At 62.2% G+C, this 12,384-nt stretch carries 16 protein-coding genes; 1 reads left to right on the top strand and 15 read right to left on the bottom strand.

What is annotated here, in order from left to right; genetic code table 11:
• Window positions 1-68 precede the first annotated feature (68 nt).
• The 15 genes from ACGYLI_RS14510 to ACGYLI_RS14440 form a co-directional block, all read right to left on the bottom strand.
• Window positions 69-1,145: a type IV secretion system protein gene (locus ACGYLI_RS14510; RefSeq protein WP_394419663.1), complete on the bottom strand. Its 1,077-nt coding sequence runs from the start codon at window positions 1,143-1,145 to the stop codon at window positions 69-71.
• A gap of 12 nt (window positions 1,146-1,157) precedes the next feature.
• Window positions 1,158-1,568 (bottom strand): hypothetical protein, encoded by a 411-nt coding sequence (locus tag ACGYLI_RS14505; RefSeq protein WP_394419662.1) that lies wholly within the window; start codon window positions 1,566-1,568, stop codon window positions 1,158-1,160.
• A complete protein-coding gene (locus ACGYLI_RS14500) occupies window positions 1,565-1,759 on the bottom strand; it encodes a DUF4177 domain-containing protein (RefSeq protein ID WP_012187154.1) in 195 nt (64 codons plus the stop codon). Before ACGYLI_RS14500 ends, ACGYLI_RS14505 begins: the two co-directional genes overlap by 4 nt.
• Window positions 1,756-2,742 carry an ATPase, T2SS/T4P/T4SS family gene (locus ACGYLI_RS14495; protein ID WP_055296391.1) on the bottom strand — a complete coding sequence of 329 codons (987 nt, stop codon included), beginning with the start codon at window positions 2,740-2,742 and terminating at the stop codon, window positions 1,756-1,758. The genes ACGYLI_RS14500 and ACGYLI_RS14495 overlap by 4 nt, the downstream gene beginning before the upstream one ends.
• A 4-nt stretch (window positions 2,743-2,746) precedes the next feature.
• Window positions 2,747-4,126 carry a TrbI/VirB10 family protein gene (locus tag ACGYLI_RS14490; RefSeq protein WP_394419661.1) on the bottom strand — a complete coding sequence of 460 codons (1,380 nt, stop codon included), beginning with the start codon at window positions 4,124-4,126 and terminating at the stop codon, window positions 2,747-2,749.
• Window positions 4,123-4,818, bottom strand: coding sequence for a TrbG/VirB9 family P-type conjugative transfer protein (locus ACGYLI_RS14485; RefSeq protein ID WP_394419660.1), 696 nt, complete (start codon window positions 4,816-4,818; stop codon window positions 4,123-4,125). The genes ACGYLI_RS14490 and ACGYLI_RS14485 overlap by 4 nt, the downstream gene beginning before the upstream one ends.
• 2 nt (window positions 4,819-4,820) lie before the next feature.
• A complete protein-coding gene (locus ACGYLI_RS14480) occupies window positions 4,821-5,474 on the bottom strand; it encodes a virB8 family protein (RefSeq protein WP_289040923.1) in 654 nt (217 codons plus the stop codon).
• A gap of 17 nt (window positions 5,475-5,491) precedes the next feature.
• Complete coding sequence (locus tag ACGYLI_RS14475; RefSeq protein WP_271690425.1) at window positions 5,492-6,301, bottom strand: type IV secretion system protein; 810 nt, start codon at window positions 6,299-6,301, stop codon at window positions 5,492-5,494.
• Window positions 6,301-7,455, bottom strand: coding sequence for a lytic transglycosylase domain-containing protein (locus ACGYLI_RS14470; protein WP_271690390.1), 1,155 nt, complete (start codon window positions 7,453-7,455; stop codon window positions 6,301-6,303). Before ACGYLI_RS14470 ends, ACGYLI_RS14475 begins: the two co-directional genes overlap by 1 nt.
• A complete protein-coding gene (locus ACGYLI_RS14465; protein WP_009815545.1) occupies window positions 7,445-7,612 on the bottom strand; it encodes a hypothetical protein in 168 nt (55 codons plus the stop codon). The genes ACGYLI_RS14470 and ACGYLI_RS14465 overlap by 11 nt, the downstream gene beginning before the upstream one ends.
• Entirely contained in the window at window positions 7,609-9,984 is a 2,376-nt protein-coding gene (locus tag ACGYLI_RS14460; RefSeq protein WP_394419659.1) for a type IV secretion system protein B4, read from the bottom strand. Before ACGYLI_RS14460 ends, ACGYLI_RS14465 begins: the two co-directional genes overlap by 4 nt.
• Window positions 9,974-10,252, bottom strand: a complete 279-nt coding sequence (locus ACGYLI_RS14455; protein WP_271690388.1) for a type IV secretion system protein VirB3 — start codon at window positions 10,250-10,252, stop codon at window positions 9,974-9,976. Before ACGYLI_RS14455 ends, ACGYLI_RS14460 begins: the two co-directional genes overlap by 11 nt.
• Window positions 10,245-10,565, bottom strand: coding sequence for a TrbC/VirB2 family protein (locus ACGYLI_RS14450; protein WP_394419709.1), 321 nt, complete (start codon window positions 10,563-10,565; stop codon window positions 10,245-10,247). Before ACGYLI_RS14450 ends, ACGYLI_RS14455 begins: the two co-directional genes overlap by 8 nt.
• A 71-nt stretch (window positions 10,566-10,636) precedes the next feature.
• Window positions 10,637-11,257: a lytic transglycosylase domain-containing protein gene (locus ACGYLI_RS14445; RefSeq protein WP_271690423.1), complete on the bottom strand. Its 621-nt coding sequence runs from the start codon at window positions 11,255-11,257 to the stop codon at window positions 10,637-10,639.
• 43 nt (window positions 11,258-11,300) lie between these two features.
• On the bottom strand, window positions 11,301-11,669 hold the full coding sequence (locus ACGYLI_RS14440; RefSeq protein WP_271690387.1) for a hypothetical protein: 369 nt from the start codon (window positions 11,667-11,669) through the stop codon (window positions 11,301-11,303).
• 211 nt (window positions 11,670-11,880) lie between these two features.
• On the opposite strand from ACGYLI_RS14440, the gene ACGYLI_RS14435 reads away from it, so the two are divergent.
• A complete protein-coding gene (locus ACGYLI_RS14435; RefSeq protein WP_008327366.1) occupies window positions 11,881-12,132 on the top strand; it encodes a hypothetical protein in 252 nt (83 codons plus the stop codon).
• Window positions 12,133-12,384: the final 252 nt, after the last annotated feature.

Raw genomic sequence — 12,384 nt, 5'->3', positions numbered from 1 at the left:
GCGAATGACCGCTCTTGCGAAAACTGGTCCATGGCGCTGATCAACTCTTTATCGTCCAGCTAGCGCCGTCACCGTCGTCCAAGTCGACCCAGTCTCGCCAGCTGCGCCAGCATTTTGGACCCTGCGTCAGTGGATCCTGTGCCGCCTCCGGAACCCGTCTGCCCCATGCCTTGCCTTGCAGGCATCTGCTGCACGCCAAAAAACTGCCGCGCCCTGAGGGCTGCGTATTCTGCGCCACTGGCCCCGCCGATGAGGTAGCGATTGTAGGCCTGCTGGCCTCCCATGGCGGCGCGGGCAAAGCTGTAGCCGCCGCCGAGACCTCCGGAGAGGGCGGGCATCATGATGTTGCCGGAGATCGCGCGGACGATGAAGGGCGTGGCGATAATGAAGCCCTTGGCCATGAGCACCATCATGAAGAAGGGGATGAGCGCGCCGATGTTTGAGGCCCCTTCAGGATCGCCAAGTTCGCCGATGAGCGCGGAGGAAACGCCTGTGATCGTTGCGAACACGCCTGCGACGACGATGGGGTATAGCGCAAAGGAAATCAGCGCGGACAGCCAGCGCGCGAAATAATCCTTGGTGACCTCGAAGAGGGTCAGGAAGATCATCACCGGGGCGATCCCGATCAGGAGCGCGATCATCAGGCGGGAGGCCACGAGGATGAAGGCGGCCAGCCCGCCGAGGATCGAGAGCAGAAGAACACCGACGATGTCGAGCATGGCGCCGGCCATCCAGTTCAGCTCGGACCCGGCAGCGTTCAGATAGTCGCCCAGTTCCGCGATCAGGCGGTCGAATTCTTCGGCGAAGGTGCCTGAGGGGCCAGGGCTGCCGCCGCCGACGGAGGCCACAAGGGCGCCTGCAATACTGTCGATCCCATAGAGAATGGCAGACGAGAAGGCGTTGAACTGCACCCAATTGGTCGCGAATATCCCGATGAGCCCGATCTTGACCGCAAGCCAAAAGGCCGTGTGCCCATCCATGGCCCGGTATTGATAGATCATGTTGATGCCGACGAGGATCACCACCAGCGTTGTCCCCAAAACCAGGAGCGTGCCGACCGTTGCCGCAACCGCACCAAACTGGGTCTCAGCGGCGGTGTCGAGATAGGCTTGGGAGGTTTCAACGAAGTAGGTGACGACACTCATCGCGGGACTGCCTTACCAATTGCCTGCGGCGTCGCAGATGGCCTTGGCGGCAGTTCGGGCGGCGTTGGCGCGGCGATTGTAGCCTTCCGAGGCTTCGAGCATTTCCCACCGTTCGTCGCTCGCGTAGCTCTCCCGAAACATCGCCTCGGCCGCGTCCCAGGACGGGAACCGGGTCGCGCAGTCGCAGTTGCCGATCTCGACGACCCGCTCGAGATTCTGGGCGCGATAGATGTCCTGAACCAGAACCCGCTGATAGGCTTGGCGCAGGGGGATCTCCTGCATCCAGATGGGCTCGGCGGGCCGGTCCGGACAGACGTCAAAGCTGCGCTCGAGGGTCGGCACTAGGTTGCGCTCGGCAACGACGAAGGTAGGCTTCAGACTTAGGGCCAGCGCGGCCAAGGCGAGGTGCTGCGCCTGCCTCATGCCGTGGCTCCAGCGGGTGTGGTTTCGCGCTTCAGGAAAACGGTGTGCCCGATATTGGCAAATTCCGAAGTGCTGATCGACACCACCTCCCACCCGTCTGCGCCCTTCTCGTTCAGGCTGGCCTGCATGTCGGAGAGGCTGGTCTTGCGGGTCATGGGAAAGGACAGGATATTGTATTCAAACGTCTTCATGGGGAAGTTCCGATCTCGGTTGCGCCGGGGAGGTAGAATTCCGTGATGCCGCGTTTGCCGTCGTGGCGCCCAGCCTGGATGATCACGTCGATGGAGTTCTCGATGTACTGGATCATGTCGGCATAGGTCATCGGGATCTCGGTCTTGAGCGCTGCGATGGCGAGGCGCTGCACTGCAAGCTGCGGGGTTTCGGCATGCAGCGTGGTCATCGAGCCGCCATGGCCGGTGTTGATGGCTTCCAAAAAGGTCATGGCCTCCTTGCCGCGCACCTCGCCCAGGATGATCCGGTCGGGGCGCATGCGCAGCGTGGCGGTGAGAAGCACATCGGCGGTCTGGAATTCTGCGTCGCGATTGGCGATGAGGGTCACGGCATTTGGCTGGGTCGGCAGAAGCTCGGCCGCTTCCTCTATGGTGACGATGCGTTCTTCGGCCGGTACGTGAGAGAGGATCTTGCGCGCGGCTACGGTTTTGCCGGTGGAGGTGCCGCCCGAGACAATCATGTTGAGTTTGTTCTCGACGCAGAAGGCAAGCGCATCATCGATCAATCCGGCAGCCACCACGGCGCGCAAGGCGCGCTTCTTTTCCACGCGCAGGTCTTCGAGCTTGCGCTCTTTGCCATAGAGAAAGTCGAGCGCAATGCCCTCGAGCGGCAGGCTCGAGAAGAACCGCAAGCTGATCGACATGGCCGAGAGCACGGCGGGCGGGGTGATGACCTGTGCGCGGATCGGGCGACCCTTGTAGGTGATCGATACCGAGACGATGGGGCGGTCCTTGCTCATCGTGGTATTGGCAGAGGAGGCGATCTGGTTGCCGAGGTCCCTGACCTGAACGCCCGTCAGCCTTTGATCCAGCGCGCGCATGAAGTGATCGCCCTGGAATTCTCCCCAGCAGGTCCCGTCGGGGTTGATGCAGATCTCGATGACATCGTCGCGGGCGGCGGCGTCGATCCGGTCGAGCGAGGTTTCGAGATAGCTCAGCGACATGGGCTCAGAATATCTCCAGATCGCGATCGACCATGACCGTGACGCGTGCGCCTTGGTCGACATAGATGACGGGGCCGATGGAGAGGTAATCACCAATGACGCTGTCCGTGGCATCTGCCAGATCATCGCCCACGTCTTCAAGAACGTCGGCGGCAGTCTCATCCTGAACCTCGGAGGCGGCGGCACTGGGCGCAGCCGAAATCAGCGAGATTAGGGCGGCCGACCCGAAACGCTCGGCGAAGCGTGTGTCTATGAGGCCGGTGACGCCAGAACGGCCCAGTTCATCACCTCCGAAGGAGCTGATCTGGACGGTTTGGCCCGCGGGCAGGATGATCCGGTCCCAGGCGATCGTGACGCGGCGCTGCGCGATATCGACGCCAGCGCGGTAGCGCCCGATGAGACGGGATCCGCGGGGGATCAATAGGCGCGCGCCATCGACGCTGTAGACATCCTCGGACACCACGGCACGGGTCTGGCCGGGCAGCGAGCTGTCGAGGGCAGTTTCCATGACGGCCTGGATCATGGTGCCCTGGATGATGGTGTTGGAGGGATTGGCGATCACCTCGGCCTGCGTCACGGTGGAGGGCAACGCACCGTTCAGCACGAAATCCGTCACCTCGCCAAAAGTGCGTTCAGTCAGAGCCGTTTCATTCGCTCCGGAGGCACCGCCAAAAGCGATGGTGGGCGAGGTGATGCGCCGCTCCTGGAAGGCGCGTTCCTCCGCGGCGCGGCGCTCCAGCTCGGCCATGTGCCGGGCTTCTTCCTCGCGGCGCAGTCGCTCTTGCTCGCGTGCGCGCAGCTCATCTTCCGTGGGGCCCACTGGCGCGGGTTGCGGTCGGCTGGCCTCGAGTTGGGCCAGTTCCAGATCCATGCGGAGTTGCTCAAGGCTGCGATCCCGCGCCGTCAGTTCGTCCTGAAATCGTTGCTGTGCGGCTTCAGAGGCGGCTTGTAGCGCCGCGATCTGAGCAGTCAGCGCGTCAATAGCCTCTGCGGCGGCGGTGTCTTCCTCGACGACCGCCTCGGGGGCGTTGCGCAATTCCTCGATCTGAGCCTGCAGCGCGGTGATCTGCGCCAGAAGCTCCGCGTTGGGCTCGACTGGATCCGGTCCGACAAACACAACCTCGCGCTCGGGCGGGGGCAAGGTCTCGATAGCGCCAAAGCCATCCCCTTCGTTTTGGAAGACGTCCGGAGTGGCCGTCGGCAAGGTTTCCTCTTCGTCGGGCTGTGAGAGGAGATAAAGCAGGGCACCACCCGCGCCGATGACGAGGACCACGACCAGCGCGAGAAGGGGCGACCGGCGCTGCGCCGCTATGGGCGCGCGGGCACTGCCTTTCTCAAGGGCGGCGAGGCGCTTTTCCAGCTCGGTATTCTCGGTATCGCTCATGAGGCGGCCTCCGTGGGCGGGATCGCCTCGATGCAGACCACCTCTTCGCCAAGTCGCAGGACCCATTGGCGGTTTACGCCGCTGACGCGGATCACGCCGTCTTCAGGAGTTTGCGTGTTGACCGTGCGCTCGCGGCCGCCCGCGTAGCGAAAGATCGCTGGCACAGGGGCGTTTCTTGGAAAGGCGAAATACGTGAACGTCCCGTCATCCCAGATGCGGGTTGGCGTGAACTCGGTCCGCGCGCTGGCACCGTAATTGTAGTTTGGTGCTTGGGCGGCGATGGCCCGGGTCGGGCGCGCAGCGTCATCAGGGTAGCGGAACTGCACCACATAGAAGGTTGGGCTGCGGACCTCCTGGACGTTGAAGTAGTAGCTCCGGCGGTTCGTATAGACTGTCACATTGGTATGCACCCCGCGCGCCACAGGCTTGATCGCGAAGGCCTGACCTCCCGGGACGCCGTCGATCTCGAAGCCCTCGGTGTCGCCCGCGATGATCGAGCGGATGCTTTCGCCCTCGCCGAACTCGATGGTGGTCACATGGGTGATCGACACGCTGAGACGGTAGACCTGACCCTCTTGGTAGGTGGCCAAGCGCACCCGGCTGTCATTGGGACCGCCACGCGGGATGGCTTCGGCAGAGGCGAGGCCGGGCAACAGGGTAATGACAAAAATAAGCGATCTTATAAACAACAACGTCAGTTCTCCAATCTGTCGGAGCGGATGGAATATTCGAGGACGGTGAAGCCGAATGGATTGGTCCAGACCTCATCGATGGAGCGGCGGGTCTCCGGGCGGAACTCGAAGAGAAGGGTCGCGGTGAAGAGCCCGGTTTGGGTGCCGTTGATGGAGGTCAGACGCTTGCGCAGGCGCACCGTGGCGCGGTTGGTGCCGATCCGGTTGATGCTGAGAATTTCCACGTCGAGCCGGGCGTTGGGGCCATAGACGGTCGGCGGGTAATTCTCGTTGGCGCTGTTCCAGATCTGGCGCAGCCCGCTCTCGGCAGCTCCGTCCGAGCGGCGCAGGACGCTGCGGATGCGCAGATCGTTGTCGAGCTGGTTATAGACCTCCCGGTCGGTCACATAGCGGAAGACCTCCGCCTCGATGATCGCCTGGTTGGCGGTCACCGAGGACGCGCCCACCGAGGCTTCGGGGAGTGCAAAGCCGGTGGCGGGATCATAGGGGACAACGACGGGGGGTGGGTCGACATCGAGGATCGAGACTGCTGCTGCGCTCAGACAACCGATGATGCCGAAGACAAGACCTGTCAGACCAAGGCGTTGCCAGAGCCGTTCGCGGCGCAAGGCACCGTAGACCAGTTCTTCCTCGATGATTTCTTGTTCAGTCGCCACCCGTCATGCCCCCACGATCAGTCTGCCCGCAGGTCCGGTAACGTGAAATCCATGAAGCGCTGCTCTTCGGCGATGGTGGCGGCATCGATCACGCCTCCCGTGCCATCGCCCACGGTCTGGATGGCTTCGAGCTGCCACATGGCGACCAGCGCAATGGCGAGCTCCGCGGTCACGCGCGTGTTGAGATCGATGCTTTCCTTGAGTTCGTCCATGTCGTCGATAAGCCCCACAAGGCGGTCGACCCGCTCGAGCGATTGGCCTGCGTCTTCATAGCTGTTCTGGGCGGCGGCTGAGACGAGCGCGCCGGTTGTTGCCTGCGTCGCCACGCGGTTGGCTCCGGGATTTTCGCTCGTGGCCATTTCCGAGAGCGTGTCTTCATCGAAGCCGAGATCGGCCAGCACCCGGTCCATCTGGGTTTCGATTTCGCCTGCGCCGGAGCCCGAGAGGCCCGAGAAATCCCCCGTCTTGATCGCCTCAATCGTGGCGAGTATGTCGCCGAATTCCTGGTCGAGCAGACCGTTCAACTCGTCTTCCATTTCCGTCCGGATGATTTCGGGAAGCTCGGCAAGTCGGGTGAGCGCTTCATAGGTTCTTTGCAGCTCTGCGAGTTGGTCCGTGAGCGTGGCAAGCTGTTCGCGGAGCTGCGTCAGCTGCTCGTTTTGCAGGATCTCGTCTTCGATCATCTGCCGCAGCTGCTGGATGTTTTGCGCGATGTTCTGGGTGTCGACGACCGGTACACCTTGTGCTGCGGCAGGGGGTAGGGCGCTGAACTGCAAGCCAACGCCAAGTGTCGTGGCCAAAGCTGTCCTCAAGAGCAGATGTCCCATCATTCAATCTCCCTGATCGTAAAATCCATGAACGCGCCTTCGGCCATGCGGGCGCTGGCCTGGGCCAGCTCTTCGGCGGAGAGCACGCGGGTGCGGGCGGCCTGAAGCCGGATGCGGGCAGCCACGAGACGCACCAGTTCGGCGCGGGCATAGGTGTTGAGTGCGACGCTCTCCTGCACGTCCTCGGTTTCGGAAATCCGTTCGACGATATCGCGGATGCGCAGGGCGGCTTGGCGGATCGTGGCTGGTGAGTTGCTGCCATAAAAGGCCGTCCCATGACCCGTGAGCGAGAGGTTGGCATTGGCGAGAAGCGCCGGATCGATCGTGCCAAGCGCATCGATCCCGCCGATACGGCTTAGATAGAGATTGTAGCGTTCGGGGATGACCGACACGTAGTGCTGGGTCTCGCGGAAGGGTGGCACGCCGCCATACTCGAAAACCCGGCCGGGTCCGGCGTTATAGGCCGCGAGGGCGTTGATGATGTTGCCATCGAATGTGTTGAGCTGGGTCGCGAGATAGCGCGCGCCGCCATGCACCTGAAGGTAGGGGCTGTCATAGTATTCCGGGTTGATGCCCAGATCGCTGGCCGTCCCAGGCATGATCTGGGTGAGACCATAGGCGCCGACGGGAGACCGTGCCCCAATCGTAAACCGGCTTTCCTGCCAGATCAGCGCTTGCAGCAACGCGCGCCACTGGACGGGCGAGAGCCCTGCGCGGCCAACACCCGCAAAGCCGCTGGTCTCCTGGGCGACCCGGATGATGAGCTGCTCGATGTTCTCAGACGCATCCCCGAACATCTGCGCACCGCCGCGATTGGGATCGATCTCGCCCGTGCCATAGACGGCTTCCACGGCGCGGTCGGGATCGCCGCTGCCGCTTTCCAGCCCCGAGACCATGGCGGGCAGGCCCTGACCGCCGAAGCTGGTCTGGGCATCGAGGATGCGTCGGAGGGTTTCCAGCTGCTCCCGTTCGATCTCGGCGATGAGTTCGCGCACTGCAAGCTTGTCGGCCTGAACAGCTAAGTCTGCCTCGCGATCGCCGGTCTCGACGATGTCACGCGCGGTCAGCCTACTGTCATTGGTCGGCACGCCTTGAGACAAGGCGAGACCGGGCAGCAGGCAAAGTGCCAGGATATGAGGCAGGCTAGACTTCAACGTCGCCCTCCGGCGCGCCGAGCGGTGCGAAGTGGCAATCCTGGGCTGTCGCTGCCGTCGAGGCGAGAAAGGAAAAGCAATTGGCCTGCGGCTCCCGATACTGGGTGCAGGAGGCCAGCGCGCCGAGCGCAGCCAAAGCGATAAGAATACGGATCATGAAAGCCTCCAGAAGCCCGGGCGGTCGCGGTAATCGGCGCCGACAAGCGCTTCGCCCTTTTCCATGCCGCCAAGGATGGTGAGATTGGGCCCAAGGGCGCTCAGATCGGCATCGACGACGATTGAGCCCTGGTCGTCGCGGATCAGCGCCAAACGGCTGTTGCTGCCCGTGTTGAGAAGGACGTCGAGCTCCTTCTCCGTGAGGTTCAGCATGGCGTAGTCCGCAGGCTGCGCGCGGATATTGGGCAGCAGGATCTGCGTCGGCACCGCCTCGACGATGGTCTTGCCGGTCCGGGTGCGCTCAAGCTGGCTGGCATATTGCGTCATCATCACCGCGACGGTGTTCTGCTTGCGCGCAGTCACGAGCCAGTTCGACAACCGTTCGGCGAAATATACGTTGTCGAGCGCCTTCCAGGCCTCGTCGATCACGATGATGGTGGGGCGGCGGTCCTCGATCTCGCGCTCGACCCGGCGGAAAAGATAGGAGAGAACCGCCATCCGCTCCTTGTCGGCCTCGCTGTCGAGAATGCCGGTCAGATCGAAGCCCACCACATCGCCTTTGAGCGAGAACGTGTCCTCGAGGCTCTGCCCGAAGATCCAGCCATAGCGGCCGTCCTCAGACCATTCGAGCAGGCGCTGGTGCAGATCGCCGCCGTCATCCGTAGACACAAAAAGCGATGCGAAATCCCGCCAGTTCCGCAGGGCCGGATTGGTGGCCTGGGCATTCTGGCGCACGACCTCCTGGATGCGGTTGGTCTGCGCCGGGGTCAGAGGCTTGTCGGCGCGGTAGAGCAGGGTTGTGAGCCAATCCGAGAGCCAGGCGGTGCCGCGCGCATCGGTCTCTGTCCAGAGCGGGTTGAGACCCGTGGGCTGGCCGGCGTTCAGGGAGGCGTAGCGCCCGCCATTGGCGCGGACCGCCATCTCCATACCGAGACGGTAGTCGAAGACGAAGACCCGCGCCCCTGCGCGACGGGCTTGCGTCATCAGGAAGGCCGACAGCACCGATTTGCCCGACCCGGGCCGCCCCATGATCAGGGTATGCCCGCTGGTGGGTTCTTTGTCGGGCGATCCCTGCTCGTGATAGGAAAACCGGTAGGCGCTCTGCTCCGGCGTGGGCAAATATGTGACGACCCGGCCCCAGGGGGTAAGTGCTGCAGGTTTGCCGAGCTGTGTCCGGTGGAAGGCCGCAAAATCCGCGAAGTTGCGGTTGGTGACGGCGCTGGCGCGGACGCGCTTTGGTTGGTTGCCGGGGTGCTGGCTGAGGTAATGCGCCTTGGCCGCGACCCGCTCGCCAATCATCTTCACGCCTTCGGTTGCGGCGGCGTTCACGATTTCGGCGCTGAGCGTCTGCAGCTCTTCGAGCGTGTCGCAAAAGAGCGTCACGACCATGTGATGCTCGCCGAAGCTTTGGCGCTTGGCCTCGAGATCATCGGCGGCGATGTCGAGGGCTTCCAAAAGCGAGAGGGCTGCGTCCTGGCTGGCCTGCATCTGGCGCTTTTGCCGCTTGATGCGGCCCGCCATGAGGTTCGAATTGATCGGCGTGAAGGAGTGCGTCACGATCATGTCGACCGGCAGGTTCAGCATGTCGAACATGGTGCAGGAGGTGCCTTCCGAGTATTCTCCGATGGTGAAGCTCTTGCCGTAGCGATGGCCCATGACGCCTTCGGAAAGCTCGAAATGGTCTCCGTGAAACGTCACGCGGGTATTGGCGACGTTGACGGACAAAAAGCCGTAGGTGTTTGCAGGGTAGAGCGGCAGCTCGGTGCCTGTGTTCAGCGCGCCCAGAAACCCCACCAACTCCCCCGATGCAGCCGACAGGAGGCGCGGTTTAAGTTCTGCGAGGCCGGACAGGAAGACGTTCACGGCCTCACCGAGGCGCTGGAGACGCTTGCGGGTCTCTTCCTTCAGCCGGTCCGGCGCGCTGCGGCCGAGATGCGGCAGGAGGCTTTTCGGGGGCGGGCGGTGAATGACGGTGAGCGTCAGGGTCTTGTCGCGCAGCCCGCTGGTCTCGAGTTTCGCGCGCCAGCGCCGGTCGACCTCGCCCGCGAAGCTGTCCTCACGGATCGGGTCGAGATCCGGTTTGATGGCCTTGGAGACCTTGTGGACGTAGTAGCTGAATTCCGGCCCGAGTTGCGCGACGATGCGGGCAAAAAGCGCCGTCACCTTGTCGAGATAGGCATCGTCGGTCGTGTAGCTGTTGATCCCCTCGAGCCGGATGCACCGGAAGAGCTCGTTCACCCGGGTCCGCACAGTCTGGTCGTCAACGAGGCTTACATAGGGCAGCATATGCGCGAGGCGGGTTTCGCGCGCATACCAGCCCGGTGTCATTGTGCGGGGGTCGAGCGCAGCATCACGGGCTTCATCACGGGGCATAGCTGTCCCCGCCATGGATGCTACGGTTTCGCGTGGGTGGCGTCTCCTGCAGCGACGTCATCATCACGTCGATGAAACGCGGGTCCCAATCGGCGGCCTTCCACAGCACCGGATAGAGCAGGGCGGCCACGCCTAGCACCGCGATGTGCTGGACCCACACGAACAAGAGCACCGAACCGAAGAGCCAGACCATCGCGTACATGATGGGCAGGCCCAGAAGCTTCGGCGGGCGCACGAGGCCGAGAAAGAGAGGCGCGCGCTCAGCCACCGGCAAAGACCGCGGCAACGATGGTGGGGGCAGCCGCGACACCAGCGATGCCCACGAGGACCCAGAGCGCCTGGCGCAGATCGATGATGTTGAAGAACCAGCTCAAGAAAACGCCGAGGACCGCGAGTGTGGCGATGACCACACCAAGAGGTCCGGTCAGCGCATCGACAATGCCCTGCAACAAGCTTTGGATCGGGGAGAGGTCGATGCTCTGTGCTAGGGCGGGCTCGGCAATCACCAGAAATAGCGCCAGCGAGACGATAAAGAGGTTTGAAAACCAACTTGTTTGGAAAAAGTTGTATCGCCAATGCACAGCCGCGCTGCGTGCTCTCGTGACATTGCCGATAAGTGTTTTGAGGAATGATTTCCAAAAAGGTTGGGACATCATGAATTTGATCCTTCCAATCGGGCCACGACGGCCATCACGCGGGCCACATGGTTCTGGGTTTCTCGGTAGGGGGGAATGCCGCCATATTGGCGCACGGCGCCGGGTCCGGCGTTGTAAGCGGCCAGCGCCAGGCGCGGATCGCCGAACGTCTCGAGCATCATCGCGAGGTAGCGGGCGGAACCGTCGAGGTTCTGCATCGGGTCCTCCGGATTGACGTCGAGATCACGCGCGGTTGCTGGCATCAGTTGACCCAGACCAATGGCGCCCGCGGTTGAGATCGCATCCTGCCGGTAGGCGCTCTCAACCTCGATGTTGGCCCGGTAGAGAGCCAGCCAATCCCTCACGGAGAGCTCTGCGCGGCGCAAACCAGGATGATTGGCATAGCGCAGGGCCGTTGCCTCGATGTCTAAGAGAACGTCTGCGCGGGGCAGGGGTGCTGGCTGGGCGAGTGCCGCAAGCTGCAGCGCGTCAGGTTTGGGTGCTGCTTCCGTCTCACCAAGAATGGCCAAACCATCGGACGCCGATCCCTGACCAACGCCGTCATTGTAGTTCCGGGCAAAACCGCTTTGAGACCGCGACGGGGTCAGAGAGCCGTCGCCCTCCATGACCAGAACGATTTGCGCTGAGGCTGGCGCGGCGACCAGCCAGAGACAGACGAACTTAGTTGCCAGCGCCCTTGTCTGATGGGGCTTTGTCTGGCGGGGCGAGTTTATGCGTACGGCTTGTACCCGCCTCAAGGGGCAGGTCGACATGCGCAAAGCCAAGGCCAATGAAGAATGACACCACGCCAGAGATCGTCTTGAACTCACGGATCTTGATATCGTTGTAGGTCGTCCGCGTGCGGGCGGTGACGAGGAGCTTTTCCACCCCGTCATCAGAGGCAACACGCATGATCCAGATCCCGTAATAGCTGGGGCCTTTCTTGTGTGCCGACTCCTGGCACAGGATTTCTGCGCTATAGCCGCTTTCCACGAGCTCGCGGAACCTAGCTTCCGTAACCACATTTGGTGCTTCTATGTCCCAGTTCATGGCCCGGCTCACGCTTTCTTCAAACGCGCAACGCCCGGGCATTCCCACTTGAAGCCCAGAGTTACGATAGTATATTATCAACCGCAAGATGTAATATCGTGCTTTGGCTGTAGTTTGGTTACGCAAACACTAGTCACGGCCAGTGTCCGCGATCAAGGAGATAACAGGTTTGAGAAACCCAAGGTTGACATGCCTGCTCCCATTGCAAGCTATGGCCCTTCTGATCTGCGTTCCTGGGCCGGTTTTGGCGGAATCCTGCTTTGCGCCATCCCGTCCTTTCCTGCCAAGCGATTCGCAGGCCGCGCGGGACTATGCGGATATCATCCGCGGCGACTTCGAAGATTACATTCAGGATATCCAGAGCTACTTCCGTTGCCTCGACGGTGAACGGGCCCGCGCCTTCGAGGAAGCGCGCGAAGTCAGCGAGGAATATGGCCGGTTCCTGCAATTGGTAGGGGATTGATGGGCAACCTCGGGAGCATCAGACTTGCAGCCCATGGAAACCAGACGCCGATAACACCCTCATATATCTACTTTTTAGATAACAGATTTCATCCGCTAGCGACGTCACAAAAGGTATGTGACGCGTGGCAAAAACAATCAGAACAAATGGCCAGTTGGCGCTCGTCCGTGCGTTGGTTGATGCACGTCAAAATGCGGGTCTTAGCCAGCAGCAGTTGGCGGCGAAGCTCAAACGCCACCAGTCATTTGTCGC

The sequence above is a fragment of the Sulfitobacter sp. 1A13421 genome, from assembly GCF_043557285.1.
In the GTDB taxonomy this organism is placed as follows: Bacteria; Pseudomonadota; Alphaproteobacteria; order Rhodobacterales; family Rhodobacteraceae; genus Sulfitobacter; species Sulfitobacter faviae.
Note: the sequence above shows the minus strand (reverse complement) of the source record. Positions and strands in the feature narration are given on the sequence as shown.

Bases quoted from the DNA above. Each gene is read 5' to 3' on its own strand.
- ACGYLI_RS14500 (WP_012187154.1), bottom strand. From the start codon at position 1,759: ATGAAGACGTTTGAATACAATATCCTGTCCTTTCCCATGACCCGCAAG.
- ACGYLI_RS14510 (WP_394419663.1), bottom strand. From the start codon at position 1,145: ATGAGTGTCGTCACCTACTTCGTTGAAACCTCCCAAGCCTATCTCGAC.
- ACGYLI_RS14475 (WP_271690425.1), bottom strand. From the start codon at position 6,301: ATGGGACATCTGCTCTTGAGGACAGCTTTGGCCACGACACTTGGCGTT.
- ACGYLI_RS14440 (WP_271690387.1), bottom strand. From the start codon at position 11,669: ATGAACTGGGACATAGAAGCACCAAATGTGGTTACGGAAGCTAGGTTC.
- ACGYLI_RS14505 (WP_394419662.1), bottom strand. From the start codon at position 1,568: ATGAGGCAGGCGCAGCACCTCGCCTTGGCCGCGCTGGCCCTAAGTCTG.
- ACGYLI_RS14460 (WP_394419659.1), bottom strand. From the start codon at position 9,984: ATGCCCCGTGATGAAGCCCGTGATGCTGCGCTCGACCCCCGCACAATG.
- ACGYLI_RS14435 (WP_008327366.1), top strand. From the start codon at position 11,881: ATGGCCCTTCTGATCTGCGTTCCTGGGCCGGTTTTGGCGGAATCCTGC.
- ACGYLI_RS14490 (WP_394419661.1), bottom strand. From the start codon at position 4,126: ATGAGCGATACCGAGAATACCGAGCTGGAAAAGCGCCTCGCCGCCCTT.
- ACGYLI_RS14465 (WP_009815545.1), bottom strand. From the start codon at position 7,612: ATGATCCGTATTCTTATCGCTTTGGCTGCGCTCGGCGCGCTGGCCTCC.
- ACGYLI_RS14495 (WP_055296391.1), bottom strand. From the start codon at position 2,742: ATGTCGCTGAGCTATCTCGAAACCTCGCTCGACCGGATCGACGCCGCC.